Annotated in this window: 23 protein-coding genes, 1 tRNA gene and 2 pseudogenes; 11 read left to right on the top strand and 15 right to left on the bottom strand. The window is 66.0% G+C overall.

Going from position 1 to position 25,307, the window contains the following annotated elements; genetic code table 11:
* Nucleotides 1-335: 335 nt before the first annotated feature.
* The gene (locus L0C21_RS00350) at nt 336-629 is read left to right on the top strand and encodes a hypothetical protein (protein WP_259276485.1); all 294 of its coding nucleotides are present in this window, start codon (nt 336-338) and stop codon (nt 627-629) included.
* Nucleotides 630-692: 63 nt separating this feature from the next.
* On the opposite strand, the gene L0C21_RS00345 is transcribed toward L0C21_RS00350, so the two are convergent.
* The 4 genes and pseudogenes from L0C21_RS00345 to L0C21_RS00330 form a co-directional block, all read right to left on the bottom strand.
* Nucleotides 693-1,622, bottom strand: a complete 930-nt coding sequence (locus L0C21_RS00345; protein WP_259276484.1) for an Hsp33 family molecular chaperone HslO — start codon at nt 1,620-1,622, stop codon at nt 693-695.
* The gene (argF, locus tag L0C21_RS00340) at nt 1,619-2,563 is read right to left on the bottom strand and encodes an ornithine carbamoyltransferase (RefSeq protein WP_259276483.1); all 945 of its coding nucleotides are present in this window, start codon (nt 2,561-2,563) and stop codon (nt 1,619-1,621) included. Before argF ends, L0C21_RS00345 begins: the two co-directional genes overlap by 4 nt.
* Nucleotides 2,564-2,566: 3 nt before the next feature.
* Nucleotides 2,567-3,749 (bottom strand): annotated as a pseudogene (locus L0C21_RS00335) (aspartate aminotransferase family protein).
* Nucleotides 3,750-3,808: 59 nt separating this feature from the next.
* Nucleotides 3,809-4,201 (bottom strand): hypothetical protein, encoded by a 393-nt coding sequence (locus L0C21_RS00330; protein ID WP_259276482.1) that lies wholly within the window; start codon nt 4,199-4,201, stop codon nt 3,809-3,811.
* Between L0C21_RS00330 and L0C21_RS00325 the strand changes: the two genes are divergently transcribed.
* On the top strand, nt 4,200-5,654 hold the full coding sequence (locus L0C21_RS00325; protein ID WP_259276481.1) for a DEAD/DEAH box helicase: 1,455 nt from the start codon (nt 4,200-4,202) through the stop codon (nt 5,652-5,654). The genes L0C21_RS00330 and L0C21_RS00325 overlap by 2 nt on opposite strands.
* A gap of 198 nt (nt 5,655-5,852) precedes the next feature.
* On the opposite strand, the gene L0C21_RS00320 is transcribed toward L0C21_RS00325, so the two are convergent.
* The gene (locus L0C21_RS00320; protein ID WP_259276480.1) at nt 5,853-6,704 is read right to left on the bottom strand and encodes an ABC transporter permease; all 852 of its coding nucleotides are present in this window, start codon (nt 6,702-6,704) and stop codon (nt 5,853-5,855) included.
* Nucleotides 6,705-6,831: 127 nt separating this feature from the next.
* Between L0C21_RS00320 and L0C21_RS00315 the strand changes: the two genes are divergently transcribed.
* Complete coding sequence (locus L0C21_RS00315) at nt 6,832-7,260, top strand: GcrA family cell cycle regulator (RefSeq protein WP_259276479.1); 429 nt, start codon at nt 6,832-6,834, stop codon at nt 7,258-7,260.
* Between the two features lie 54 nt (nt 7,261-7,314).
* Here the strand turns inward: L0C21_RS00315 and L0C21_RS00310 are convergent, their stop codons facing one another.
* The 5 genes from L0C21_RS00310 to L0C21_RS00290 form a co-directional block, all read right to left on the bottom strand.
* Entirely contained in the window at nt 7,315-7,821 is a 507-nt protein-coding gene (locus L0C21_RS00310; protein ID WP_259276478.1) for a hypothetical protein, read from the bottom strand.
* Nucleotides 7,822-7,949: 128 nt separating this feature from the next.
* On the bottom strand, nt 7,950-8,357 hold the full coding sequence (locus L0C21_RS00305) for a YkvA family protein (protein WP_259276477.1): 408 nt from the start codon (nt 8,355-8,357) through the stop codon (nt 7,950-7,952).
* 95 nt (nt 8,358-8,452) lie between these two features.
* A tRNA-Thr gene (locus L0C21_RS00300) sits at nt 8,453-8,527 on the bottom strand.
* A 222-nt stretch (nt 8,528-8,749) separates the two neighbouring features.
* Nucleotides 8,750-9,337 (bottom strand): glutathione peroxidase, encoded by a 588-nt coding sequence (locus L0C21_RS00295; RefSeq protein ID WP_259276476.1) that lies wholly within the window; start codon nt 9,335-9,337, stop codon nt 8,750-8,752.
* Between the two features lie 275 nt (nt 9,338-9,612).
* Complete coding sequence (locus tag L0C21_RS00290; protein ID WP_259276475.1) at nt 9,613-11,397, bottom strand: aminopeptidase P family protein; 1,785 nt, start codon at nt 11,395-11,397, stop codon at nt 9,613-9,615.
* Nucleotides 11,398-11,599: 202 nt separating this feature from the next.
* On the opposite strand from L0C21_RS00290, the gene L0C21_RS00285 reads away from it, so the two are divergent.
* Nucleotides 11,600-13,711, top strand: a complete 2,112-nt coding sequence (locus tag L0C21_RS00285; protein ID WP_259276474.1) for a S9 family peptidase — start codon at nt 11,600-11,602, stop codon at nt 13,709-13,711.
* Between the two features lie 66 nt (nt 13,712-13,777).
* Entirely contained in the window at nt 13,778-14,203 is a 426-nt protein-coding gene (locus L0C21_RS00280; protein WP_259276473.1) for an acyl-CoA thioesterase, read from the top strand.
* Between the two features lie 44 nt (nt 14,204-14,247).
* Here L0C21_RS00280 and L0C21_RS00275 read toward each other — a convergent pair whose 3' ends face one another.
* Together L0C21_RS00275 and L0C21_RS00270 are read right to left on the bottom strand one after the other, a co-directional pair.
* A complete protein-coding gene (locus tag L0C21_RS00275; RefSeq protein ID WP_259276472.1) occupies nt 14,248-15,000 on the bottom strand; it encodes a metallophosphoesterase family protein in 753 nt (250 codons plus the stop codon).
* A 3-nt stretch (nt 15,001-15,003) separates the two neighbouring features.
* Complete coding sequence (locus L0C21_RS00270; protein WP_259276471.1) at nt 15,004-15,942, bottom strand: LysR family transcriptional regulator; 939 nt, start codon at nt 15,940-15,942, stop codon at nt 15,004-15,006.
* 200 nt (nt 15,943-16,142) lie between these two features.
* On the opposite strand from L0C21_RS00270, the gene L0C21_RS00265 reads away from it, so the two are divergent.
* The 3 genes from L0C21_RS00265 to L0C21_RS00255 all read left to right on the top strand — a co-directional run bounded on the left by L0C21_RS00265 (nt 16,143) and on the right by L0C21_RS00255 (nt 18,845).
* Nucleotides 16,143-16,394 (top strand): hypothetical protein, encoded by a 252-nt coding sequence (locus L0C21_RS00265; RefSeq protein WP_259276470.1) that lies wholly within the window; start codon nt 16,143-16,145, stop codon nt 16,392-16,394.
* Between the two features lie 79 nt (nt 16,395-16,473).
* Nucleotides 16,474-17,904: an FAD-binding oxidoreductase gene (locus L0C21_RS00260; protein WP_259276469.1), complete on the top strand. Its 1,431-nt coding sequence runs from the start codon at nt 16,474-16,476 to the stop codon at nt 17,902-17,904.
* A 146-nt stretch (nt 17,905-18,050) separates the two neighbouring features.
* Nucleotides 18,051-18,845 (top strand): SapC family protein, encoded by a 795-nt coding sequence (locus tag L0C21_RS00255; RefSeq protein WP_259276468.1) that lies wholly within the window; start codon nt 18,051-18,053, stop codon nt 18,843-18,845.
* Between the two features lie 326 nt (nt 18,846-19,171).
* Here L0C21_RS00255 and L0C21_RS00250 read toward each other — a convergent pair whose 3' ends face one another.
* From L0C21_RS00250 to purD, 3 genes and pseudogenes are all read right to left on the bottom strand, one after another.
* Nucleotides 19,172-19,927, bottom strand: a complete 756-nt coding sequence (locus tag L0C21_RS00250) for an alpha/beta fold hydrolase (protein ID WP_259276467.1) — start codon at nt 19,925-19,927, stop codon at nt 19,172-19,174.
* On the bottom strand, nt 19,924-21,003 hold the full coding sequence (locus L0C21_RS00245; protein WP_259276466.1) for a phosphotransferase: 1,080 nt from the start codon (nt 21,001-21,003) through the stop codon (nt 19,924-19,926). The genes L0C21_RS00250 and L0C21_RS00245 overlap by 4 nt, the downstream gene beginning before the upstream one ends.
* Nucleotides 21,004-21,031: 28 nt before the next feature.
* Nucleotides 21,032-22,314 (bottom strand): annotated as a pseudogene (gene purD, locus L0C21_RS00240) (phosphoribosylamine--glycine ligase).
* Between the two features lie 68 nt (nt 22,315-22,382).
* Between purD and xseA the strand changes: the two are divergent.
* From xseA to L0C21_RS00225, 3 genes are all read left to right on the top strand, one after another.
* Nucleotides 22,383-23,846, top strand: a complete 1,464-nt coding sequence (gene xseA, locus L0C21_RS00235; RefSeq protein ID WP_259276465.1) for an exodeoxyribonuclease VII large subunit — start codon at nt 22,383-22,385, stop codon at nt 23,844-23,846.
* Nucleotides 23,847-23,936: 90 nt separating this feature from the next.
* Entirely contained in the window at nt 23,937-24,152 is a 216-nt protein-coding gene (locus L0C21_RS00230; RefSeq protein ID WP_259276464.1) for a DUF2093 domain-containing protein, read from the top strand.
* 142 nt (nt 24,153-24,294) lie between these two features.
* Nucleotides 24,295-25,179 carry a M23 family metallopeptidase gene (locus tag L0C21_RS00225; RefSeq protein WP_259276463.1) on the top strand — a complete coding sequence of 295 codons (885 nt, stop codon included), beginning with the start codon at nt 24,295-24,297 and terminating at the stop codon, nt 25,177-25,179.
* Nucleotides 25,180-25,307: the final 128 nt, after the last annotated feature.

Below are 25,307 nucleotides of genomic sequence, written 5' to 3'. Positions count from 1 at the left end.
GCTTCAGGCATCCAACCATGGCACTGTAAAGCCGCGATACATCCGGACAAAAACCCATATGCCTCTAGATCGGCTTTAAACGTCCGTTTAGAGGTTTTTGCCTATTTCGGCTAGGGTGGTAGCGGGCAGGTCCGTTTTCGCGCTGTAAGGGGCCTCTACGGGCCTTTATGGGGCATGGCAAAGGCTGGTCTCGCCCGTTTTGGCGTTCGGCGGGCAAAAGAGAGCCAATGGAGCCTGCGAGCCAACGGCTGTGTCCTGTCGGGTCTTATAAGTAAAATTAAGGAATTAATGCTCCCAATGCCTCTGCTGAAACATCCAGGCAGAGGAGATGCCCCATGCGTACGCTAATGTTCGCCGTTGGTTTGGCAGTTTCTTTGTTCTTTGTTGCGAATCCTGCCGTTGCGTCATCGAAAAGCGAGGCTCCGACCGAGGAGGTCAAGCAATATATTATTCGGCAATCGATCGCCAGCTATCCGGGCAATTGCCCTTGCCCTTACAACACCATGCGTAATGGGCGCAGTTGCGGAAAACGGAGCGCTTATTCCAAGCCCGGCGGCTATGCACCCAAATGTTATCCGTCTGATGTGACTGCCGCCGATATTGCGGCCTTCCGCGCGGCTGCCCGCTGAATGAGGCGGCCCCTTGCCGGATTGGGGCTGCGGATCGCTCCGCAGCCCCTTCCTCAAGGAGGATTATTCCTTCTCCTGCGGGCGTTCGAACACCCAATCCTTCGAGCAGAAGGCGCAGTTGACGCGGATGGAGCCATCCGGCTCGCGCATGTTCATCAGGTCATCGAACGAGAACTGGCGCAGCACGGACTGGATGCGCTCGCGGGTGCAGCGGCAGCCGCGATGGATGGGGATGGAATCGTACACCCGCGGCTCGTCCTGATTGAACAGCCGCCACAGCACGGTTTCCAGCGTGACCGTGGGGTCGGTCAGCTCTTCCGGCTGGAGGGTGTTCACCAGAATCGTCGCGTGCTGCCAGTTGGGGTGCTGGGCCTCGGCGGCGAAGTGGCGGGGGCCGCCTTCCTCGCCGTGCGGCAGGTGCTGCACCAGGATGCCGCCCGCGAACCACTCGCCGGTCAGCCCGTCGTGGCGCACCGCCAGCTTGACGAGGGAGGGCAGCTGCTCCGAATTCTGGAAATACTCGCCCGCCGCCTCGGCAAGGCTCGCGCCCGTCAGCGAGACGATGCCCTGGTAGCGTTCCGTGTTCAGCGTCTTGTCGACCGTGAGGGCGAGGTAGCCCTCGCCGAACAGGGTCTCCAGCGGCGCGCCCGGCTCCACGGCCTTGATCGCCTCGGGGTCGAACTGGGCGTAGCCGCGCACCGCGCCGGGGGCGAGATAGTCGGTCACCAGCAGCGAGACGGGGCCGCTCGCCTTGGCCTGGAGGGTCATCTGGCCGCCGTCCTCGCGCAGAACGGAGCCGAGCAGCGCGGTCAGCGCCAGCGCCTCGGCCAGAATCTGCGCCACGGGAGCCGGATAGGCGTGGGCCGCCAGCACTTCCGACAGGGCCGGGCCCAGGCGCACCACCCGGCCGCGCACGTCCAGATTGTCGATCTGGAACGGCAGAACCAGATCAGTCACCTTCTCGCCATCCAGCCGGATGGTCTCTTCACTCACGGATTCAGTCGTTCCAGACACCACAGCAAAATCGCCTTCTGAGCGTGGAGGCGGTTTTCCGCCTCGTCGAACACTACGGACCGGGGGCCGTCGATCACCTCCGCCGTCGCCTCCTCGCCCCGGTGGGCGGGCAGGCAATGCAGGAACACGGCCGACGGGCGCGCCAGCGCCATCAATTCCTTCGTCACCTGATAGGGCATCATCGCCGCCATCTTGGCCGCGCTGTCCGCCTGGCCCATGGAGACCCAGGTGTCGGTGACCACCACGTCCGCGCCCTCGACGGCCGCGCGGGGATCGCGCACCAGCTCAACCTTGGCTCCGCGGGCGAGGGCGGCTTCCACCACCGTCTGCTCGGGCTCGTAGCCGTCCGGCACCGCCACGCGCACGGTGAAGTTCAGCAGCGCCCCGGCCTCGATGATGGAGTGGACCACGTTGTTGCCGTCGCCCAGCCACGTCCAGGTGGTGCCTTCAACGCCGCCCAGCTTTTCCTCGACCGTCAGCACGTCGGCGACGGCCTGGCAGGGGTGATTGAAGTCGGTCAGGCCGTTCACCACCGGTACGGTGGCGTTGGCCGCCAGCTCCTCGATCTTCGAGTGGGCATCCGTGCGGATCATGATGGCATCGACCATGCGCGACAGAACTTGCGCCGTATCGGCAATGGTCTCGCCGCGTCCCAGTTGCAACTCGGATGACGACAGGGTGAGGGTCGAACCGCCCAGTTGCCGCATCGCCATATCGAAGGAAACGCGCGTGCGGGTGGAGGGCTTCTCGAAAATCGAGGCCAGCGTATGGCCCTCCAGCGGCCGGTCCTCGTCCACGCGGCCCTTGGGCAGGCCCCGGCGCGCCTCCTTGCGGCGGCGCGCCTCCGTCAGAATGGCCCTGAGCGCTGGAAGGCCGGGCGTGGTCAGATCGAGAAAGTGGCGGATCGGGCTGTTGTTCATCCGTCAGTCCTTGCGGAAGGAGCGTGCGGCGGCGGAGAGCCGCTCGACCGCTTCGTCGATGTGGGCCTGCTCGATGTTGAGCGGCGGCAGCAGGCGCAGCACGTCCTGACCGGCGGCCACGGTGAGAATGCCTTCCGAGCGGGCGTGGTTGACCAGCTCGCGGCTCGGCACCAGGCACTTGATGCCGCGCATCAGGCCAAGGCCGCGCACCGGCTCGGGCGCGAAGATGCCGTCGTGATTCGGAATCATCTGCTCCAGCGCCTGGGAGAGGCGCTCGCCCATCTGGCGCACATGGTCGAGGAAGCCCGGCTCCAGCACCAGATCGAGCACGGCGTTGCCGACCGCCATGGCCAGCGGGTTGCCGCCGTAGGTGGAGCCGTGGGTGCCGACCACCATGCCCGCCGCCGCCTGCTCGGTCGTCAGGCACGCGCCGACGGGGGAAGCCGCCGCCAATGCCCTTGGCGATGGCCATGATATCGGGCGTGATGCCGTACTGCTCGTAGGCGAACAGCGTGCCGGTGCGGCCGACGCCGCACTGGATCTCATCGAGGATCAGCAGAAGGCCGTGCTTGTCGCACAGGGCGCGCAGCCCCTGCATGAACGCGGGGGTTGCGGGCGTGATGCCGCCTTCGCCCTGCAGCGGCTCCAGCATGATGCCGCCGGTGTGCTCGTCGATGGCCGCTTCAACCGCCGCCAGATCGTTGAACGGCACCACGGTGAAGCCCGGCAACAGCGGCTCGAAGCCCTCGCGCAGCTTCTTCTGGTCCGTCGCCGAGATCGCGCCCATGGTGCGGCCGTGGAAGGCGTTGGAGAAGGTGATGATGCCGTACTTCTCGGGCCGGCCCTGCGCGTAGTGGTAGCGGCGGCAGGCCTTGATGGCGAACTCCACCGCCTCGGTGCCCGAGTTGGTGAAGAACATGGTGTCTGCAAAGGTGACCTCGCGCAGCCGCTCCGACAGGCGCTCCTGCCCCGGCACCCGGTAGAGGTTGGAGGTGTGCCACAGTTGCTCGGCCTGGCGCTTCAGCGCATCCACCAGATGCGGGTGGCCATGCCCGAAGGCGTTCACAGCGATGCCAGCGGCGAAATCCAGATATTTTCGCCCTTTGGAATCAAACATATAAGCGCCTTCACCACGCACCATTTCGATATCGGCGCGAGCATAGGTCGGCATCACCGGCGTGATCATGCTTGGTTCTCCAAACGACAAAAGGCGGTCCAAGAGGGACCGCCACGGTTGTGCAAGGTTTAATGGCGGCGAAGCGCGCGCAAGTCAATGGAACTGTATGCCGCGCCAAGGGGATGCGGGCCCGCCCCGGCCCGGTTTTGCCCCGTCCTGCCGATCCGGCTTTTATGCCGATGTTCCTTGACTTTATGGCCGTTTGCGCCCATGTGTAGCCGGCTGCCAATGCAGCCTCGGAAGTTCTCCGGTCGCGTGACCGCCGCCCTGTTTCTTTGTTTAGCGGGCGGCTGCCAATAAAGAGCCTTCCTGATTCGACCGGCCATCCAGATCACGCGGAGGGTCATTGCCCTCACTGCCGTGCGGTTCGTATCGCGCGGCACGGCGATGCGCGCGGCATGCGTCCCGTTTTCGGGGCGGGGCCGTGTCATCGCCTGCGAAGATTTGACGAAAGTATCCATGACCACGAACTTTTCAGGCCTCGGCCTTCATCAGACCCTCCTCCAGTCCCTCGCCAAGCATGGCTTCGAGACGCCGACGCCGATTCAGGCGGGCGCCATCCCCCATGTGATGGAAGGGCGCGACCTCCTCGGCATCGCCCAGACCGGCACCGGCAAGACGGCGGCCTTCGCGCTGCCGCTGCTGCATCGCATCCTGAAAGCGCCGCGCCGGGTGAGCTACAAGCACTGCCGCGTGCTGGTGCTGAGCCCCACCCGCGAGCTGGCCAGCCAGATCACCGCCACCTTCCGCACCATGGCGCACGGCACGGCGCTCAAGATCGTCACCGTGTTCGGCGGCGTGCCGATGGGCGCGCAAAAGCAGGCGCTGGCTGCCGGCGTCGACGTGCTCGTCGCAACGCCGGGCCGCCTGCTCGACCACATGGGCCAGGGCACGGTCAGCCTGTCCGAAGTCGAGGCCGTGGTGCTCGACGAGGCGGACCAGATGCTCGACATGGGCTTCATCCAGCCGCTGAAGCGCATCGTTGCCGCCCTGCCGAAGAAGCGGCAGGGGCTGTTCTTCTCCGCCACCATGCCGCCCGCCATCCGTCAGCTTGCCGAAACCCTGCTCACCGACCCGGTGGAGGTGGCGGTGACGCCCGTCGCCAAGACCGCTGACAAGGTGGAGCAGAAGGTCATTCACGTGGCCCAGCCGCACAAGCGGCTGCTGCTGGTGGAAACCCTGCGCGACGCGGAAAACATGGACCGCGCGCTGGTCTTTGCGCGCACCAAGCACGGGGCGGACAAGCTGGTCACCATCCTTACCCGCGCCGGGATGCACGCGGCGGCCCTGCACGGCAATAAGACCCAGGCGCAGCGCACCCGCGCGCTCGCCGGCTTCAAGGACGGCAGCATTCCCATCCTCGTGGCGACGGACATCGCCGCGCGCGGCATCCACGTGGACAACGTTTCGCACGTCATCAACTTCGACATGCCGAACATTCCGGAAAGCTACGTTCACCGCATCGGGCGGACGGCGCGCGCCGGCAGCTCGGGCATCGCCATCTCGTTCGTCGATGACAGCGAGAAGCCGTACCTGAAGCTGATCGAGCGGCTGATCGGCCACTCCATCTACGCCACCTCCCACAAGGGCGGCGAGTTGCCCGCCGCCATGGCCGCACCGGCCCCGCGCGGGGAGGGCCGCGAGATCCGGGGCGGGGAGCGCAATGGCTCCGGCAACCGCCCACGCGGTGAGCGCGGCGAGCGTGGTGAACGCGGCCCGCGCGGCGAACGGCATGAAGGCGGCCGGGGCGAAAAGCCTTTCCGCGCCGGGCAGGAGAAGAAGCCCTTCCGTGGCGAGAAGCAGGAAGGCAGCCACAAGGCCCGCCCCGCGCAGGAGCAGGGCGAGGAGGGCGGCAACCGTCCTCCCCGCCGCCGTCGCCGCCCGCAGGGCGCGCGCCCGGTGCGCGCCGCGTAAGCGGGTTACTGGATAGGGGTTTCATTGCGGGGGATTTATCCCCCGCGCCCCCATTTGTTTTGGAGGGTCGTGCTCGTGATAACGGGCGCGGCCCTTTTCTTTGGCCGAAATGAAAAGGGACGCACCCTTGGATAGAAGGATGCGCCCCAAAAAATCGAAGGGTTGCAGGGAGGGTAAGCCCTCCCTTGCAAAGAACAATTACGCCTTCAGCCGCCAGCCGGTCCGCAGCACGGCGTAGGTGATGCCGCCGAGCACGGCGTTGATGGCGAGCAGGTAGAGCGCGCCCCAGGCAAGCGGGCCGTCGGACTGCCCAAGGAAGCCGTAGCGGAAGCCGTCAATGATGAAGAAGAACGGGTTGGCGTGGCTGATGGCCGCCCAGACGCCGCTCAGCCGGTCGAGCGTGTAGAAGGTGCCGGAGAGCAGGGAGAGCGGCTGGATGACGAAGTTGGTGACGGCCGCGCCGTGGTCGAACTTCTCCGCCCAGATGCCGGTGAGGATGCCGAGGAACGACAGCATGGCGGACCCCATCAGGCCGAAGTAAAGGACGGCCCAGGGCTGGCGGATGGTGGCGTCCGCTCCCGGCCAGAGAGCAATGGCGACCCACACGGCCGCGCCCACGGCAAAGGCGCGGGTGACGCCGCCGCCGACATAGCCCAGCAGCAGCTCGCCTGGCGAGAGCGGCGGCATGAGGATATCAACGATGGTGCCCTGCACCTTGCCGATGAGCAGCGAGGAGGAGGTGTTGGCGAAGGCGTTCTGCAGCATGGCCATGGCGATGAGGCCGGGGCCGAGGAAGCTGGCGAACGGCACGCCGAGGATGGTCTGGCCGCCGCGTCCCAGCGCCACGGTGAAGATGGCGAGGAACAGCAGGGTGGTGACGGCGGGCGCCCAGATGGTCTGGGTATGGACCTTGAGGAAGCGGCGCACTTCCTTCAGGTAAAGCGTTCGGGTGCCATACCAGTTGAGGACGCCGATGCGTTGCACGCCGGGTTCGTGAAATCGGCCGCTGTCCCGGGGGGCGGCGCTGGCGCTTTGGGCTGGACTGGTCATGAATTCAAATTCCCTCGTACTATCATCGTTCCACAGCTAGCCTGCGTCCTTTCCGCCCACAAGGTCTCGCTATTTGGACAGACCTTCCCTATGTAGTGTGCGAATATCTCAAACGAGGTTCTTTAGTATGTCCTGGACTGACGAGCGGATCGATCTTTTGAGGCGGCTCTGGGAGAAGGGCTTGTCCGCGAGCCAGATCGCCGAGGAGCTGGGCGAGGGCGTGACCCGTAACGCCGTCATCGGCAAGGCGCACCGCCTTGGGCTCAAGGCGCGTCCGTCTCCGGTGAAGGCCGATGCGCCCAAGAAGGCGGCGGCCGCCGTGCCGAAAAAGCCGAAGGTGGTCACCAAGCCGCAACGCGTTACGCTGCTGGATCTGAACGACAAGATCTGCAAGTGGCCGCACGGCCACCCTGGCGAGGAAGACTTCCACTTCTGCGGCAAGTCGGTGCAGCCGGGCTTCCCCTACTGCCCCGAGCATTGCGCGGTCGCCTATCAGGCGCAGCTGCCGCGGCGCGACCGGCGCTCGCCGATGCCGTCGATGGGGCCGCGCCGCTAAGAGTCGTTTCTCAGAACTCGGGAAAACCAGGCTGGGGAGCGCGGGGCTGAGGTTTCAGCCCTTGCGCTCTCCGGCCTTTTTCTTGCCTGCCTTTGCCGCGGCGGCCGGGGCACTGTCCGCATCGCCGCGCCGCGGCTTCTCGATTCGCGTGAACGACTCGATGGGGCAGCGGCTGCCGGAGCGGGCCATGATGACATCCAGACCGCCGCAGAGCTGCCGGTTGGGCGTCGTGCGATAGTAGAAGCCATCATAGAACGACAGGCCTGGGCAGGTATTCTGCAGGCGCATCTCGTAATAGACGTTGCCGCGCATCCGCAGGTGAATGGTGCGATCGTTGCGAATCACCGCATCGCGAATCTCATCGATGGAGATGCACTGCACCTTGTCATCTTCTGGCGACAAGGGCGCGGCGGCCGGCTTGTCGGCCGGCGGCGGAGGCGGATTGTCCGGCATGGAGAGGTTGGCGGCGGTGCCCGGCACCTTGACCACAGGGCGCATGTAGTCCTGGGCGCGCGCCGTCTGGGCCGTCGCACCGCACAGAACCAGTAGCGCTGTAACCAAGGCAAGGCGCATGGGTTTTGTCCGAACTTCTCCCTACCCTGCCTAAAGCGGGAACGGTGAACAAGGTGTGAACCACAGGGCGCGCGGCACTTCTGGCAACAGTGTGCGTGTTTTTGCTGCCACAGGCGCTAGGCGGGGGTGCCTTCACCGAGGCTCCGCCAGAGCCAGGCGGATATCAGCGCCGCCAGCGCAAGCCACAGGCAGACGATCATCCATGCCGCCATCCGACTGCGCGGGCGCGCGGCGCGTTGGGCGGCAAGAACGCGCATCTCGGCCATGACTACCGGCGGCACCAGCCGAATCGCCGCCAGAACGCCCAAGGGAACGAGGATGATGTCATCCACAAGCCCGAGGACCGGAATGAAGTCGGGAATGAGGTCGATCGGCGACAGGGCGTAGGCGGCAACCAGCGCGGCCAGCGCCTTGGCATACCAGGGCGTGCGCGGGTCACGGGCGGCAAGCCACAGGGCCACCACATCGCGCTTGATGGTGCGGGCCCAGTCCCTGGCCTGGGCGACAAGCCTGCCTGCCTTCACTGCGCCGCTCTCCTCTATGCCGCTGGGCGCGAGCGCGCGTCATAGCACGGCAGGCCGACGCTGCGGAAGTTTCGACAGGGAGATGGGGAGGGGGATGGTGCTGCTGAGTGGGATTGAACCACCGACCTCTCCCTTACCAAGGGAGTGCTCTACCACTGAGCTACAGCAGCCCATACATGGGCTGCGGGGCGAACCCCGCGTCCCGAACGCATCGGGTGCGCGGTCTATTGCCGTTCGCGCTGCGGCTTGTCAAGAAAAGGTAGGCGTCAATCGAGGAATTTTATGTCGAGTAACTCAAAACAGGCTCAGGAACGCGCCAAGCGGCTGGCGGAGGCTCTCAGAGCCAACCTCCGCCGCCGCAAGGAAGCGGCCCGCGCCCGCAACGCGGCCGATCAGGACGCCGGTTCGGACAGGGCCGATTCGATGGCCGATGTCAGCTCGGGCGAATCAGGCGCGACCCGGGTACCGAAGTAACCGATCAGGCGGCCGTCGCGGCCGACGAGGTACTTGTGGAAGTTCCACTTCGGCTCCGAGCCGGGGCCGAGGGTCTCGGCGGCCCAGCGGAACAGCGGCGTCGCCTTGTCCCCCTTCACATGCGCCTTCTCGGCCATGGGGAAGGTGATGCCGAACTTGGTCTCGCAAAACTCCTTCACCTCCTTGTTGGTGTCGAACTCCTGGTCGTTGAAATCGCCGGACGGCACGCCGATCACCGTGAAGCCCTTGGGCGCATACTTGTCGTGGATCGCCTGCAGGCCCTCGTACTGGGGCGTGAAGCCGCATTTGGAGGCGGTGTTCACCACCAGCATCACCTTGCCCTTGAACTGCGACAGCGGCAGCTTCTCGCCATCGATCGCGGTCAGGGTGAAATCATAGGCGGTGCGGCCGTCCGGCGCGTTCACCGGCTCGGCATGAACGGCATAGCTGTACGCAAAGCCGCCGGTCAGCAGCGCTGTGGCAACCGTCGCAATCTTTTTCAGCATCGTGCTTCTCTCCCTTCGATGCCTGATGAGCGACGGATTATAGAGCGAAGCAAAAGGCGCGAAAGGGTTTGCAGAAAAGGGCTTGCAAGGGAGCCCAGGCCCCCTTCCGGTCCCCGTTCGTTTTATCGGACCGCGCCCTGCATGAAGGGTGCGCCCCATCTGACCCCGCCAAAAGGAAAGGGCCGCGCCCTCCATGAAGGACACGGCCCCTTGAGACGAATGGGGGTCAGGGGGACAAGTCCCTCTGCAAAAATCAACTCCCCGCAAGCCTCACATCACAGCGGCCGGGTGGCGGCGGCGAGCCAGCCGCGCGTGTCCTCGGGCACCAGCGGGGCCAGCGTCTCGATCACGCGGCGGTGGTAGGCGTTGAGCCAATCCTTCTCCTCGGGCGTCAGCAGGCGCGGCTCCACCAGGGCCAGGTCGATGGGGGCCATGGTGAGGGTCTCGAAGGCGAGCATGGGGCGCTCGTCGCCCTCCCGCCGGTCCTCGTGCGTCAGGACGAGGTTTTCGATGCGGATGCCATAGGCCCCGGTCTTGTAATAGCCGGGCTCGTTGGAGAGGATCATGCCCGGCGTCAGCACGGTGTCGTTGACCGTCTTGCCGATGCGCTGCGGGCCTTCGTGGACCGAGAGATAGCTGCCGACGCCGTGGCCGGTGCCGTGATCGTAATCGAGTCCAGCCAGCCACAGCGGCAGGCGGGCGAGCGCATCCAGCTGGCGGCCGGTGGTGCCGGAGGGGAAGCGGGCGGTCGCCAGCGCGATGTGGCCCTTGAGCACGCGGGTGAAGCGATCGCGCTCCTCCGCGCCTGCGGTGCCGACGGCGACGGTGCGGGTGACGTCCGTCGTGCCGTCAAGGTATTGGCCGCCTGAATCGATGAGGAACAGCTCGCCCACCTTCAGCGGTCGGTTGGTCTTCGGCGTCGAGCGGTAGTGGACGATGGCGCCGTTCGGCCCCGCGCCGGTGATGGCGGGGAAGCTGACGTCGCGGAACAGGTTGGCCTCCTGCCGGAGCGAGAGCAGCCGGGCGTCGGCGTCCAGCTCGGTCACCGTGCCCTTGGGCGCCTCGATGTGCAGCCAGTGCAGGAAGCGGGAGAGGGCGACGCCATCACGAATGTGAGCGGCGCGGCTGCCGGCGATTTCCACCGGGTTCTTGATCGCCTTGGGCATGACGCAGGGGTCGCGCCCCTCGATGATGACCGCGCCCGCGGCCTCCAGCCGCTCGAACACGGCGAACACGGTGCTCTCCGGGTCCACCAGCACGCGGGCTTTCTCCGCGCCCAGCTCGGCCAGCCGGTCGGCGAAGCGCTCGCGCGGGTGAACGGTCACGCTGTCGCCCAGCGCCTGGGTGACGGCGGGCGTTATCTTCTCCGCCTCGGTGAACAGCTCAGCCCGGCCATCGGCGAAGCTGAGAGCAAAGGCGCGGGCGACGGGCGTGCAGGCGACGTCCGTGCCGCGGATGTTGAAGAGCCACGCCACCGAGTCGAGCGCGGCGATCACCGCCGCGTTCGCACCGGCCGCGCCGACGGCCGCGCCGGTGGCGGCCAGCTTTTCCTCCGTGCTCATGCCGGTATAGGCGTCGTCATGCACCAGAATGGGGTCAAGCGGCGGCTTGGGCTGGTCCGCCCAGACGGCATCGACGGGGTTGCTCTCCACCGCCACCAGTTCTGCGCCCTTGGCCGCCAGTGTGCGCCGGGTCGCCTCCACCCAGCCGCGGGTGTGATACCAGGGGTCGAAGCCGATTTTCTGCCCCTCGCCCACCCGCTCGCCCAGCCACTGGGCCGGGGAGGTCTCGAGCACGCTCTGGTATTCATAAAGGCTGCCATCCACCTGGTCGCGGACCTGAAGGGTGTAGCGGCCATCAACGAAAATGGCGGCGCTGTCGGCCAGCACCACGGCGGAGCCCGCCGACCCGGTAAAGCCGGTCAACCACTCCAGACGCTTGGCGTATTCGCCCACGTATTCGCTCATGTGCTCGTCGGTCAGGGGCACCACAAAGCCCGCAAGGCCACGGGCAGTCAGCTCCGCGCGCAGGGCGGAGAGGCGTTCTGCTGCATTCGGCATGACGAAATCCCTTTTGATCGCTAGACTTCTCATAAGACGGTAGGGCGTGTCCCGACAAGGGAGTGCGCGGGTTGCGTTCGCTGCCGACGGGAATAATTCAGGGGAAGACAACATGAAACGTTGGGTTTGGCTCGGCGCAGTGCTTGCGCTCGGGGCCGGTTGCGCTGAGGCGCAGCAATCGCCGCAAGAGAGGACCGGACGCATGACAACCACGACGCTGACTGCCCAGGGCCTGCCGCAGCCGCCCGTCGCGCCGCAGAAGCCTTACAGCTACACGCGCCACGGCTACACCATCGAAGACCCGTGGCACTGGCTGAAGGACGAGGGTTATCCGGAGGTCAACGACGCGGAAGTGCTCGATTACCTGAAGGCGGAGAACGCCTATTTCGAGGCGGCGATGAGCCCGCACAAGCCGCTCGTCGAGAAGATCTACGAGGAGATGAAGGCCCGCCTGAAGGAGGATGACTACAGCGTCCCCGCCAAGGACGGCGCGTGGGAATACTGGTGGAAGTTCCAGCCGGGCGCGCAATACCGCGACTGGTATCGGCGGCCCATCGGAGGCGGTGCGGACGAGCTGCTGCTGAGCGAGCCGGCATTGGCCGAAGGGCTGGAATATTTCCGCCTCGGCGCGCTGGAGGTGAGCCCGGATGGCAAGCTGCTGGCCTATGCGGCGGACACCAACGGCTCCGAGCGCTTCACCCTCAAGGTGAAAGACCTGGGAGCCAAGGCCGACCTGGACTTTGAAATCCCCGGCACCATCGGCGGCATCGTGTGGGATGCCGACTCAAAGGGCTTCTTCTACACGCTGGTGAACGAGAACTGGCGGCCCTACGTGGTGAAGTACCACCGTCTCGGCACGGCCGTCGATCAGGATCCGGTGATCTACGAGGAGGCGGACAGCGGCTTCTTCGTCGACATCAGCCACACCCAGAGCCGCCGCTTCCTGGTGCTCTCGACGGCGGACCACGTGACCTCCGAGGTGCGGCTGGTGCCGCTCGGCGATCCGCTGGCCAAGCCCGTGCTGGTCTCGCCGCGCAAGGCGGAGCGGCAGTATGAGGTGGATGAGCGGGAAGGCACCCTCTACATCCGCACCAACGACACGCATAAGAACTTCCGCGTCGTCACTGCCAGCCTGGACGCGCCGTCCGAGTGGAAGGAGCTGATCCCCGGCTCGAACGAGCACTACATTCGGGACGTCACCTCCTACAAGAACGCGCTGGTGATCGAGGAGCGGTTGAACGGTCTCGACCAGATCCGCGTGCGCGACTATGCGGGCGGTGAGCACTACGTGACCTTCCCCGAGGCCGCCTATACCGTGGCGGTGGACGAGGATAACCGCGAGTATGCGCTGGGCTCTTTGCGCCTGCGCTACGAGTCGATGGTAACGCCGCGCACCACCTTCGATTACGACCTGGCGCAGCGCAAGCTCGTCACCCGCAAGGTGCAGGAGATCCCGAGCGGCTATGATTCGAGCCAGTATGAGACGGTTCGCATCATGGCTCCGGCGCGGGACGGGGCGCAGATCCCGGTCTCCGTCGTCTACAAGAAGGGCTTCAAGCGCGACGGCTCCCAGCCGCTGCATCTCTATGCCTATGGCGCCTACGGCATGGCCATGTCGCCGAACTTCTCGACCATCCGGCTGTCGTTGCTGGATCGGGGCTTCGCCTACGCCATCGCCCACATCCGTGGCGGTGACGAGATGGGCTACCAGTGGTATCTCGACGGCAAGCTGGACAAGCGCCAGAACACCTTCAATGACTTCGTGGACGCCGCCAAGGCGCTCATCAAGGAGGGTTACGCCTCCAAGGGCAACATCTCCATCTCCGGCGGCTCGGCAGGCGGCGAGCTGATGGGCGCCGTCACCAACATGAACCCGGAGCTGTGGCGGGCCGTGGTGGCGCACGTGCCGTTCGTCGATGTGCTCAACACCATGCAGGATGAAAGCCTGCCGCTGACGCCGATGGAATGGCCGGAGTGGGGCAACCCCATCACCGACAAGACGGCGTTCGAGACCATCCGCGCCTACAGCCCCTACGACAACGTGGAGGCCAAGGCCTATCCGCCGCTGCTCATCACCGGCGGCCTCAACGACCCGCGCGTCACCTACTGGGAGCCGGCCAAGTGGGCGGCCAAGCTGCGGGATATGAAGACCGACGACAACCTGCTCTTGCTCAAGATCAACATGGGCGCAGGGCACGGCGGCAAGTCCGGCCGCTTTGCCAGCCTTTATGAGGATGCGGAGGAATACGTCTTCATCCTCAAGGCGTTTGGTATGGCGGAAGCCCAGCCGCTGGGTGCGGCCGCGGCTCAGTAAAAGGCATGTCTTTGCGCCACCCCGGCGAGCGTCGGGGTGGCGTCTTTCCGCCGGAAGGAGGGTGTCATGGTTCTTGTCTACGAAGTGCCGCTGGCGGTGCAGCCGGAGGACATCGACGAGCAGGGCCATGTCAACAACGTCGTCTACCTGCGCTGGGTGCAGGAAGCGGCGACCGCCCACTGGCTGGCCTGGGCAACGCCGCAAGAACAGGACCAGTGGATGTGGGTCGTGAAGCGCCACGAGATCGAGTACGTCTCGCCCGCCCTGCCCGGTGACGTGCTGGTGGCGCGCACCTGGCTGGGCAAGGCGCGCGGCGCGCGCTTCGACCGCTTCGTGGAAATCCTGCGCGGCACGGACGGCCAGCTGCTGGCCAAGGCCAAGACCACCTGGGCCCTGCTCGATGCCAAGATCCAACGGGTGGCGCGGGTGCCGAAGGACCTGATCGCCCGCTTCACGGGTGAGGGCGAGGCGCAGCCCGAGGTTTCGGGATAGAGGTTTTTTGCAGAGGGTCGCGGACCCTTTGCACTCCCGTTCTTTTATCGGGCCGCGCCCTGCATTCGCCCGGTGCGAAGGGCGACCGCCCAGTCGGGGCGGTTGTGCTCGTCGGCAAGGCGAGCGGCCGTGTCCCAATCGTAATCGACTGTAAGAAGCTCGGCGGACCAGACGCCGTCCTGTCCCTGCTCGATGATGGCGTATCGGGCGTGCGGGCTGCCGGTCTCCATCACGTGGGGGTAGGGCCGGTCGTCCTCATAAGCAGGCAGGCCGACGGAGCCCGGATTGACCACCAGCTGGCCGTTGGGGAGACGCCGCACGCGCGGCATATGAGTGTGGCCGCACAGGACGACCGGTGCCGTACAGCCCGCCATACGATCCTCGACCTCGCCATCGGTGGCCGCCCGCGCGCCCGTCGGCTCGACGGTTTCGAGGAAATACGCCAGATCGCTGTCCGGCGTGCCGTGGCAGAGGAAAACCTCGTCCGTCAGGGAGAGTGTTTCCGGCAGGCCGGCGATCCAGCCCATGTGCTGCGGCGCAAGGCGAGCGCGGGCGTAGGCGTCCGACGCGCCCATGGCCTCGGGCGCTTGGGTGAGCAGCTGTCGCTCGTGATTGCCCCGGATTGTGGGCAGGCCGAGCGTCATCAGCCGGTCTGCGGTCTCGGCGGGCTGGAGCGGGCCGGAGAGGGTGTCGCCCAGGTTGACGGTTATTCCCACGCTCCGGCGGGTGATGTCCGCCAGCACGGCATCGAGCGCGGCGAGGTTGCCGTGAATATCGGAGAGAATGGCGATCCGCACCGGCTACTTGCCGTTCGGGCAGTCGCCGCAGGCCTTCTCCCACGGCGCGGCGTCGCCCCACAGGCCTTTGAGGAAGTCCACCAGCCGGCGCACCTTGGCCGAGACGTGGCGGTTGGGTGGGTAGACGGCATAGATGCCAAAGGGCGGTGCGGCGTATTTGGTGAGAATGGGCACCAGACGGCCCTGGCAGATGTCCTCGGCGGCAAGGAAGCTGGGCCCGGCGATGATGCCCTCGCCCTTGACGGCGGCGGCGCGCAGCACCTCGCCGTTGTTGGCGGTGATGCGGCCGGAGACGGCGATCTGGATAGGCTCGCCGGTTTCGGGGTCGCGGAAGCTCCACTCCTGCGCCGGGCCCAGATTGGAATAGCGCAGGCAATGGTGTTGCAGCAGGTCGCGCGGGTGCTGAGGCTCACCGAACTGCTGGAGATAGCTGGGCGAGGCGCAGGTGATGGTGCGGGCCGAGCCGAGCTTGACGGCGATGAGGTTGGAGTCCTTCAGCCGCCGCGAGATGCGGATGGCGAGGTCGAAGCCTTCCTCCACAATGTCCACTACCCGGTCGTTCAGCGCGAGTTCGAGCGATACGTCCGGATACTGGGCCATGAACTCTGACAAAGGCCAGCCCAGGTTGAGCACGGAGAAGGTGACAGGGGCCGAGACGCGCAGCACGCCGCGCGGACAGCGCGCGCTGGAGGAGACCATGTGCTCGGTTTCCTCCACCTGCTCCAGAATGGTGATGCAGCGATCGTAATAGGACTGGCCCATTTCGGTCAGCGACATCTGCCGCGTCGTGCGGTTGAGCAGCTGCGCGCCCAGCCGGTCTTCCAGTTCCGCCACGGCCTTGGAGACGACGGATTTCGAGACGCCGAGCTGGCGGGCGGCGCCTGAAAAGCTCTTCGCCATCACCACCCGCACGAACATCTCCATCGCGGTCAGCCGATCCATACCCCTCGCTCCTGCAAATTCTGCCGCCCGCCCGGTGCGGCACCGGGCAGTTTTGGCCGAGCTTGCGGCGTTTCGCAACGCCAATGCTCTGGAAAGGCGCGCCAATAGCATCTGGCCCGCCGCTTGCATGGTCTCTCCGCGAGGTCGCGCCCTGACTGGTCGGGACCACCGACAGTCGACGCGTAGGGAAGGATGTGCACATGATCGAACAGGCCTGGACGGTTGAGCAGGACATGGGCGCCAGCGCCTACGCGCAAAATCCGCTGGTGCGGCAGGTGGCGCAGAACCTGCGGAACAACCTGGGGTCGCGCGCTGTCGACATGGCGCATCAGGCCATCGAGAGGATGCGCGCCAACAGCGATGCGGTGGGCCTGTCGCTTTGGCTGGCGATCCATGCCCGCATGGTGGAAGAAGAGCAGGCAACCCTGCCTGCCGGCATTGCGGTGCACTAAGCAATTTCATGATTTGATCCGCCCCGCACGGCCCGCCCCGTGCTAAACAGGCCTCGATCGAAGGATGAGCGAGGCAGGCATGGACGGTGTGGCGGGCGAGGCATGGCGGGCGGCGGAACCCGCCTTCAAGGCGGCTGTCGGCGATGGCGGCTGGCTCAGCGATCCTGCGGAGCTTGAGCCCTACGTGCGGGACTGGCGCGGGCTGTTCAAGGGCCGGGCGCCGTTGGTGCTGCGCCCCCGCGACGTGGCGCAGGTCGCTGAAATCGTGAGAATTGCAGGCCGGTATGGCGTGCCTCTCGTTCCCCAGGGCGGCAACACCGGGCTGGTGCGCGGCGGCGTGCCCGATGCCTCGGGCCGGCAGGTGGTTGTCAGCCTCCAGCGCCTCAACCGCATCCGCTCCGTCGATGCCGATGACTTCTCCCTGGTGGCTGAGGCCGGCGTCGTGCTGGCGGATGTGCAGGCGGCGGCCGAGCAGGCTGACCGGCTGTTTCCCCTCTCGCTGGGTTCGGAAGGCTCGGCGCGCATCGGCGGGCTGGTTTCCACCAACGCCGGGGGTATCCATGTGCTGCGCTACGGCACCATGCGGTCGCTGGTGCTGGGGGTGGAGGCGGTGCTGCCCAGCGGCGAGGTGTTCCACGGCCTCACCCCCCTCCGCAAGGACAATACCGGCTATGATCTCAAGCAGCTGTTCATCGGCGCGGAGGGCACGCTCGGCATCGTGACGGCCGTGACGCTGCGCCTGTTTCCGCGCCTGCGCGAGGCGACGAGCGCCTGGGTCACGCTGACCTCCCCCCATGCGGCGGTAAAGCTGCTGGCCCTGCTGCGGGCGCGCACGGGCGATCAGGTGAACGCGTTCGAGCTGATCCCGCGAGATGGCGTTGATCTGGTGCGGAAATACTTTCCGGACGTGCGCGATCCCTTGCCTGCTTCGCAGCCGTGGGTGGCGCTGACGGAGATCGCCTCGGCGCGGGCCGACGGCTCCTTGCGCGCCGATGTGGAGGCGGCCTTGGCTGAAGCGCTGGAGCAGGGGCTGATCGCGGATGCGGTTCTCTCCGAATCCGAAGCGCAGGCGAAGGCGCTGTGGCGCATCCGCGAGATCCTGCCCGAGGCGGAGAAGCTGGACAGCGCCGCCATCAAGCACGACGTGGCGGTGCCGGTGGCGCAAATGCCCGCCTTCATCGAGGAGGCGACGCCCATCGTCGAGGCCATGGTGCCCGGCAGCCGGGTGCTGGCCTTCGGCCACCTGGGGGACGGCAACATCCACTTCAACCTGCGCCAGCCGCCCGGGATGCCGCGCGAGGCCTTTCTTGAGGAGTGGCACCGGGTCAGCGCCCGCGTGCACGATATCGTGCTGGCCTATGGCGGCTCCATCTCCGCCGAGCACGGCATCGGCAGCCTGAAGCGGGATGAGTTAGCCCGCACGGCGGACTCCGCCAAGCTGGCGGCGCTGAGGGCGATCAAGGCGGCGCTCGATCCCAAGGGTATCCTGAACCCAGGCAAGGTGCTCTGATTTTGGCAGCCTGAGGCATGGCTGTGCCATTCCTGCGCCAGACTGTTGCCGATTTGACCACGAGTATATTGCCTCCGGCGTGGGATAGCGCTTAACCTGCCTTGGCGTCCGGTCCGGGGAGGGCCGGTTTTTTGTTAGGGGAAGATATGACGACCAATTCTACCGCTCCCGCCGAATCGCGGCTGCCGCTGTTCTACAACTCCGTTGTGCCGCTTTCGCCGTCCCAGCACGCCAAGCTGGTGATGGGTGAGCGCCAGAACTTCAAGTTTTCCGCCAAGACGCACGCGATTCCGCTGACGGTTGACGAGTTCGTGGTGGCACAGCGCCACTTCCCGATCATTTTCGGCCCGGGCGATGTGTCCGTGCCGCTGGCGCTGGTCGGCCTGCGCGAGGGCCAGAACCTGTTCGTGGACGAGAACGGCCAGTGGCAGCGCGACATCTACATTCCGGGCTATGTGCGCCGCTATCCGTTCGTGCTGGCCCGCCTGTCGCCGGAGTCGCAGGATCTCAGCCTGTGCTTTGACGAGAAGTGCGACCTGTTCAGCGAGGGCGAGAAGAGCAACCTGTTTGAAGGCACCGAGCCGAGCGAGACCACCAAGGGCGTGCTCCAGTTCTGCGAGCAGTTCGAGATGGCGGTGCAGCGCACCCGCGCCTTCGCCCAGGAACTGAAGGACCTGGACCTGCTGATGGAAGGCGAGGCCCAGATTCAGCCGCAGGGCGGCCCGGCCAGCCAGTTCCGTGGTTTCCGCATGATCAACGAGCAGAAGCTGAAGGACCTGCGCGGCGACCAGCACCGTAAGCTGGTTCAGTCGGGCGCGCTGGGCCTCATCTATGCCCACCTGTTCTCGCTGAACCACATGCAGTCGCTCTTCGGCCGTCAGATGCAGCAGGACACTGCCAACGCCGTTCAGGAGCCGATCGGCGAGGCCGCCAACGCCTAAGGCGCGCAGCGGTTTACGGAATAAAGGCCGGGCCTTCGGGTCCGGCCTTTTTCGTTTTCGCTCTGCCCGAACGGAAAGGCCCCGCAGGTGAGTCGCCTGCAGGGCCTTATTGGGATCTATGCGTTTGCACACGCTAGAACTTTAAAAGGTTATCTCAGGCATCCGGGCGCCACAATCCGGTGCATAGTCGAATATCCGGAAAGGGCTCGGCTTGGGCTTGGTTCTCTCAAGTCTAATTTATCAATGTTCTTTGATTTACAATGACATAAGGTTACGCGTTTCTTGCCTGACCGTGTTTCGCCCCCTGCGCCTCCCGGTTCGGGGCGTTATAACCGGTGCAGTGCGAAGAAGCGGCGCATCATCGGCTCCACCTGGTCCATCACTTCGAACTGGAGCATGTGGCCTGCGCCGGTGACCTGCCCAGTCATCACCTTGGGATAGGCCTTGGCGAGATTGACGGGCCGGTTGAGCGGCCTCTCGATGACGATGGCGAGCGCCGGGCAGGTGAGGCGGGCGAAGGCGGCCGGGCCGTCCCAATTGCACACCGCGTCCCAGCAAGCGCGCACCACGGCGGCGGGGGTGCGGGTCATCACCTCGATGAGCGATTCAACCGCGGTCTGGTCGGCGGCCTTTACGATCTGGCGGCGGCCGAATACCTCCAGCATGTCGGAGAGCTGCTCCGGGTCCATCCGGTCGATGTGGCGGCGCATATCTTCGGTGTAGGCCTTGGCGCTGTCGTGCGGCACGATGGGCGCGGGGTCGAGCAGCACCAGGCCCGCCACCCGCTCCGGGGCCTGAACGGCGGCTTCCACCGCTACTTGCGCGCCCATGCTGTGGCCGACGAGAATGGCCCCGTCCGGCACCGCCTGCATCAGTGCCGCGGCCTGCGTCTCGATGGAATAGCTGTTCGACGCCGGGCTGCGGCCGTGGCCGAGCAGATCGACGCTGATCACATGGCGCTCGGGAAAGGCGTCGGTCACCGGCTTCATCGCGCCGTGATCGCAGCACCAGCCATGGACCAGCACCAGCGGATGCTCGGCCTCGCCGGGGTTTCCGGCCCGCTCGTTGATGAAGAGACTCATGACGCCACCTTGATCGCCTTTTCCGCCTGTTGCCACGCCAATTCCGCCAGCGGTTCGACCTTCGCCGCCATGTCCTGCGCGTGGGCGCTGGAGGCGGTGCCCCGGATCAGCCGTCCCTTGATGCCATGGAGGATGGCCGCCAGGCGGAACATGTTGAAGGCGATGTAGAAGTCCAGATGCGGAATGCCAGCGCGGCCGGTGCGCCGGCAGTAGGCGGCCACATAGTCTTGCTCGGAAGGGATGTTCAGCGCCGCCAGGTCCGCGCCCTTGAGACCCGCCGCGATGGCGGGCGGCATGCGATACATCATCAGGTTGTAGGTGAAGTCCGACAGGGGGTGGCCGATGGTGGAAAGTTCCCAGTCCAGCACCGCCAGCACGCGCGGTTCAAGGGGGTGAAAGATCATGTTGTCGCAGCGGAAGTCGCCGTGGACGATGGCGCTGTCGTCCCCCGCCGGAATGTTGGCAGGCAGCCACTCCGTCAGCCGGTCCATGGCGGGGACGCGGCCTGCCTCCACATCCTCAAGGTATTGCTTCGACCAGCGGCCGATCTGCCGGGCGAAGTAGTTGCCGGGCTTGCCGTAGTCCTCCAGCCCCGCCGCCCGGTAATCCACCCTATGCAGGTGGGCGATGGTCTCGTTCATGGCGTCGAAGTAACGGGGACGATCTTCCGCCGGAACCTCGGGGAAGGCGGGGTCCCAGAACACCCGGCCCTCCACCATGTCCATGATGTAGAACCATGTGCCGATGACGCTCTCATCCGTGCAGAGTGCGTAGGGCTTTGCGACCGGAAAGCCGGTGGCGAAGAGGGCCGAGATCACCCGGTATTCCCGGTCGACCGCATGGGCAGAGGCGAGCAACTGCCCCGGCGGCTTGCGCCGCAGCACATAGCGCTGCCGGGGTGTGATCAGCAGATAGGTGGGGTTGGACTGCCCGCCCTTGAACTGGCGGACGGTGAGGGGACCACTGTAGCCCGCCACATGCTCCCGCATGTAGGCATCGAGCCGGGCTTCATCGAAGCGGTGCTGCTCCCGCACTTCGGTGGTGCCGGTGTTCATTTCCTGCCGGTTGTCGGCCATGGTCCCCCCGCAGCAAACGCGCCGGGGCTCAGGCCTCCTGAGCCTCCCGCTCGATCGCGCGCCAGCCGATATCCCGGCGGCAGAAGCCCTCCGGCCAGTCCAGCTTGTCGATCGCGGCGTAGGCGCGGCTCTGCGCCTCGGCGACGGTTTTCCCCAGGGCGGTCACGTTGAGCACGCGGCCGCCGTTGGCCACTATGCGGCCGTCCTGCGCCTTTGTGCCAGCATGGAACACCACGACCCCCCAACGGAGCCCGCGTCTTCCAGCCCGCCGATAACGGTGCCCTTGCGTGGCTCGCCAGGGTAGCCCTCGGCCGCCATCACCACGGTCAGCGCCACCTCGTCCTTCCACTGGACGCTGTTCGGCTGAAGCTCGCCCTTGGCCGCCGCCACGAGGACTGGCAGCAGGTCGCTCTGCATCCGCATCATCAGCACCTGGCATTCGGGGTCGCCGAAGCGGCAGTTGTATTCGATGAGCTTAGGGCCGTCCTTCGTGATCATCAGGCCCGCATAGAGCACGCCGACGTAAGGATGGCCTTCGCCCGCCAATGCCTTGATGGTCGGCTCAACGATCTCGGCGAGGGTCTGGGCCACCAGCGCGTCGGTCATCACCGGGGCTGGGGAGTAGGCGCCCATGCCGCCGGTGTTGGGGCCAACGTCGCCATCGCCCACGCGCTTGTGGTCCTGCGCGGTCGCCAGCGGCACGGCGGTCTTGCCGTCGGTCAGCACGAAGAAGCTGGCCTCCTCGCCCTCAAGGAATTCCTCGACCACCACTTCCGCGCCCGCAGAGCCGAACTGGCCGCCGAAGATCATGTCGATGGCCTCAATCGCTTCATCGAGCGTCATGGCGACGACCACGCCCTTGCCAGCGGCAAGCCCGTCTGCCTTGACGACGATCGGCGCGCCCTGCTGGCGAATGTATGCCTTGGCGGCTTGCGGATCGCTGAAGCGCTCGTAGGCGGCGGTCGGGATGTTGTGGCGCTTGCACAGGTCCTTGGTGAAACCCTTGGAGCCTTCCAACTGGGCGGCATATTGCGAGGGGCCGAAGCACAGGATGTTCTCGGCCTTCAGCGCGTCGGCAAGGCCATCGACCAGCGGCTGCTCGGGGCCGACGACCACGAGGCCAATGTCCTTCTCCCGCACGAAGCGGATGACGGCCGCGTGATCCTTCACGTCGAGCGCCACGCACGCCGCAACCGCCGCGATGCCGGCGTTTCCGGGGGCGCAATAAAGAGTGCCAAGCGTCTCGGAAGCTGCCAGTTTCCAGCACAGGGCGTGTTCGCGCCCGCCGCTGCCAATGACCAATACGTTCATGTCGCCCTCTTCATTAGGCTTGGAGGTTGGGCGGCTTGTAGCTAGACATGGGCCGAGGAACAACGCCGGTGACGACAGAAACGCCCAATCTTCCCGAATACTCGGTCAGCGAGATCGCCCACGCCGTCAAGCGCACGGTGGAGGATCGCTTCGGCCTTGTGCGCGTGCGCGGCGAGATTTCCGGCTGGAAGCAGGCCGGTTCGGGCCATGCTTACCTGTGCCTCAAGGACGAAAGCGCCGTGCTCGACGGCGTGATGTGGCGCGGCATGGTGAATGGCTTGCGCTTCCGCCCCGAAGACGGGCTGGAGGTGATCGCCACCGGCAAGCTCACCACCTATCCCGGCCGCTCCAAGTACCAGATGGTCATCGAGCGGATGGAACCGGCGGGCGTCGGCGCGCTCATGGCGCTGCTGGAGGAACGCAAGAGGAAGCTCGCCGCCGAGGGACTGTTTGACCCCAGGCGTAAGCGGCCCATTCCCTACCTGCCGGAGGTGATCGGCGTGGTGACCTCGCCCACCGGCGCTGTGATCCGCGACATTCTCCATCGGCTGGCCGACCGCTTCCCGCGTCATGTGCTGCTGTGGCCGGTGCTGGTGCAGGGCGAGGGCGCGGCCGAGCAGGTGGCCAATGCCGTGCGCGGCTTCAACAGCTTGGCGAAGGGCGGGCCGATCCCGCGGCCGGACGTGCTGATCGTGGCGCGCGGCGGCGGCTCCATCGAGGACCTGTGGGCCTTTAACGAGGAAGCCGTCATCCGCGCGGTGGCGGAGAGCGATATTCCGGTCATCTCCGCCGTGGGGCACGAGACGGACACGACGCTGGTTGACTACGCCTCCGACCGGCGCGCGCCCACCCCGACGGCGGCGGCCGAGATGGCCGTGCCGGTGAAGGCGGACCTGGATTACACCATCGGCCAGTTCGGCCTGCGGCTGGAGCGGGCGCTGTTCAAAGGCATGGAGCGCCGCGCCGAGACCGTGAAGGGACTGGGGCGCGGCCTGCCGCACCCGCGTCACTTGCTTCAGCTTGCCGAGCAGCGGTTCGATGAGCTTTCGGAGCGACTCCCGAAGTCGCTCAACCACGGCCTCGTTGCCTGGCGCAACCGCTACGAGCGGCTGGGCGACCGGCTCGCCCCGCGCCTGCTGACGCAGGAGCTGCGCCGCAGCGCCGAGCGGGTGGAGCGGGCGGGCGAGGGGCTGGTCCGTACCACTTCGCTGCGCCTCCGCGACGAGCAGCGACGGCTCAGCGAGGCGGTGCGGATGCTGGAGACGCTCAGCCCCTATGCCACCGTGCAACGCGGCTATGCTGTCGTTCGGTCGCGCGATGGGCGCGTTCTGACGACGGCCGAGGCAGCGAAGGGGGCCGGGGCCTTGACCCTCGAGCTGCGGGATGGGACTGTGGACGCCGTGGTCGATGGCGAACCACAGGCGCTGGCGGAAGAAAGCGTGGTTCCGGTTCAGCCCAAGACGAAGGCAAGCAAGGCCAAGCCTGCGATGCCGGAACCGGCCAAGGACAGGCGGCAAGGCAGCCTGTTCTGACGGAGCATTTCTGCCCGGCGCGCCCTCGGGCTTGCGAGGCGGGTCCGGCACTATGGTCAATGTCCCCAAAGGCAAGGTGAAGTGGTATCCATGCTCAATTCCAACGCTCAGCGCCCCGCGCGCGTGCAGTATCTCCCCGGCACGTTCCGCCTGCTCAGCCCCGGCGACCATGTGGTCTGCGCGGTGACGGGCGTGAAAATTCCGCTGCATGAACTGCGCTATTGGAATGCGGAGACGCAGGAAGCTTACGCCAGCGCAGAAATCGCCACCCGCCGTTTCGCGGAATTACAGAAGAAAGCCGGCTGACCGGTATCAAGGTTCAGGCGGGCTGACCCAGGCGGGGGTCTGAACGATAAGGCAGGAGTAAAAGGCGGTGCGTGGTGTGTTGAAAACCGGGGCCGGTTGGTCCCGGCGCCTTGGGGCATTGGCGATCCTGGCGGGGACGGCGATGGCGTTCAGCGGCGATGTCCGGGCTGATGAAGTCCGGGCGGACGAGGCGCAGCCGGAACAGGTTGAACCCGCCAAGGTTGTGCCCGAGGCAGAGTTCCGTATCGAGAGCCCGATCATGCAGGGCGCAGTCGTCATCGGTCATGCGCCGCAGGGCACGGTGCGGCTGGTCTATGACGGGCAGGATTTGCCGCTGACGGCTGACGGCCGTTTCGTCATCGGCCTGCACCGCGACACGGGCAAGGAAGTGACGCTGACCGCTACCCTTGCCGACGGTTCGACGGTGGAGCATGTCCTTGCCGTCACGCCGCGCGAATTCAACATCCAGCGCGTGAATGGCCTGCCGCCCAAGACGGTCAACATGCCGCCCGAGATGCTGGAACAGCGCAAGGCCGAGGTGGCGGAAATCACCGCCGCCCGCGCCACCCCCTCGCTCGACCTCTTTTGGACGCAGCCGTTCATCTGGCCGGCCAGCGGGCGCATTTCCGGCATCTATGGCTCCCAGCGCATTCGCAACGGCGTGCCCGGCTCGCCCCACTATGGCGTCGATATCGCCAACAAGACCGGCACGCCCATGGTTGCTCCGGCTTCCGGCATCGTTCGCGTCGCGCGGTCCGGGTTCTCGCTGGAAGGCGGGCTCATCATTATCGACCACGGCTTCAATCTTTATTCGTCCATGCTGCATCTCAGCCGCATCGACGTGAAGCCAGGCGATGTGCTGATGCAGGGCCAACAAATCGGCGCGATTGGCTCCACCGGCCGCGCAACGGGCCCGCACCTGCACTGGGGCCTGCGCTGGGGCAATATCCATGTGGACCCGACCACCCTTCCGGGTCTGCCGCCGTTGCCGGGGGCCAGCGCCGCTATCGCTGCGGCCCAGCACTAACGAGAGAGTTGTCTTTATTGCAGGAGGGCCTTGGCCCTCCTGCGCCTCCCCTGTGTTAATCCTAAAAAATGAAATAATAGATTTAAATCCTGCCGAAATTGGTCCTTCTAATTTCTCAAAAATCCACA

Origin of the sequence: Pedomonas mirosovicensis (genome assembly GCF_022569295.1) — a bacterium.
In the GTDB taxonomy this organism is placed as follows: domain Bacteria; phylum Pseudomonadota; class Alphaproteobacteria; order Sphingomonadales; family Sphingomonadaceae; genus Pedomonas; species Pedomonas mirosovicensis.
This window is presented reverse-complemented; position numbering and strand designations above follow the sequence as displayed.

What these genes read in the sequence shown, in the direction of transcription:
- L0C21_RS00350 (WP_259276485.1), top strand. Translation starts at nt 336, where the DNA reads ATGCGTACGCTAATGTTCGCCGTTGGTTTGGCAGTTTCTTTGTTCTTT.
- argF (WP_259276483.1), bottom strand. Translation starts at nt 2,563, where the DNA reads ATGAACAACAGCCCGATCCGCCACTTTCTCGATCTGACCACGCCCGGC.
- L0C21_RS00325 (WP_259276481.1), top strand. Translation starts at nt 4,200, where the DNA reads ATGACCACGAACTTTTCAGGCCTCGGCCTTCATCAGACCCTCCTCCAG.
- L0C21_RS00330 (WP_259276482.1), bottom strand. Translation starts at nt 4,201, where the DNA reads ATGGATACTTTCGTCAAATCTTCGCAGGCGATGACACGGCCCCGCCCC.
- L0C21_RS00320 (WP_259276480.1), bottom strand. Translation starts at nt 6,704, where the DNA reads ATGACCAGTCCAGCCCAAAGCGCCAGCGCCGCCCCCCGGGACAGCGGC.
- L0C21_RS00315 (WP_259276479.1), top strand. Translation starts at nt 6,832, where the DNA reads ATGTCCTGGACTGACGAGCGGATCGATCTTTTGAGGCGGCTCTGGGAG.
- L0C21_RS00295 (WP_259276476.1), bottom strand. Translation starts at nt 9,337, where the DNA reads ATGCTGAAAAAGATTGCGACGGTTGCCACAGCGCTGCTGACCGGCGGC.
- L0C21_RS00290 (WP_259276475.1), bottom strand. Translation starts at nt 11,397, where the DNA reads ATGCCGAATGCAGCAGAACGCCTCTCCGCCCTGCGCGCGGAGCTGACT.
- L0C21_RS00285 (WP_259276474.1), top strand. Translation starts at nt 11,600, where the DNA reads ATGACAACCACGACGCTGACTGCCCAGGGCCTGCCGCAGCCGCCCGTC.
- L0C21_RS00280 (WP_259276473.1), top strand. Translation starts at nt 13,778, where the DNA reads ATGGTTCTTGTCTACGAAGTGCCGCTGGCGGTGCAGCCGGAGGACATC.
- L0C21_RS00270 (WP_259276471.1), bottom strand. Translation starts at nt 15,942, where the DNA reads ATGGATCGGCTGACCGCGATGGAGATGTTCGTGCGGGTGGTGATGGCG.
- L0C21_RS00265 (WP_259276470.1), top strand. Translation starts at nt 16,143, where the DNA reads ATGATCGAACAGGCCTGGACGGTTGAGCAGGACATGGGCGCCAGCGCC.
- L0C21_RS00260 (WP_259276469.1), top strand. Translation starts at nt 16,474, where the DNA reads ATGGACGGTGTGGCGGGCGAGGCATGGCGGGCGGCGGAACCCGCCTTC.
- L0C21_RS00255 (WP_259276468.1), top strand. Translation starts at nt 18,051, where the DNA reads ATGACGACCAATTCTACCGCTCCCGCCGAATCGCGGCTGCCGCTGTTC.
- L0C21_RS00250 (WP_259276467.1), bottom strand. Translation starts at nt 19,927, where the DNA reads ATGAGTCTCTTCATCAACGAGCGGGCCGGAAACCCCGGCGAGGCCGAG.
- L0C21_RS00245 (WP_259276466.1), bottom strand. Translation starts at nt 21,003, where the DNA reads ATGGCCGACAACCGGCAGGAAATGAACACCGGCACCACCGAAGTGCGG.
- L0C21_RS00230 (WP_259276464.1), top strand. Translation starts at nt 23,937, where the DNA reads ATGCTCAATTCCAACGCTCAGCGCCCCGCGCGCGTGCAGTATCTCCCC.
- L0C21_RS00225 (WP_259276463.1), top strand. Translation starts at nt 24,295, where the DNA reads ATGGCGTTCAGCGGCGATGTCCGGGCTGATGAAGTCCGGGCGGACGAG.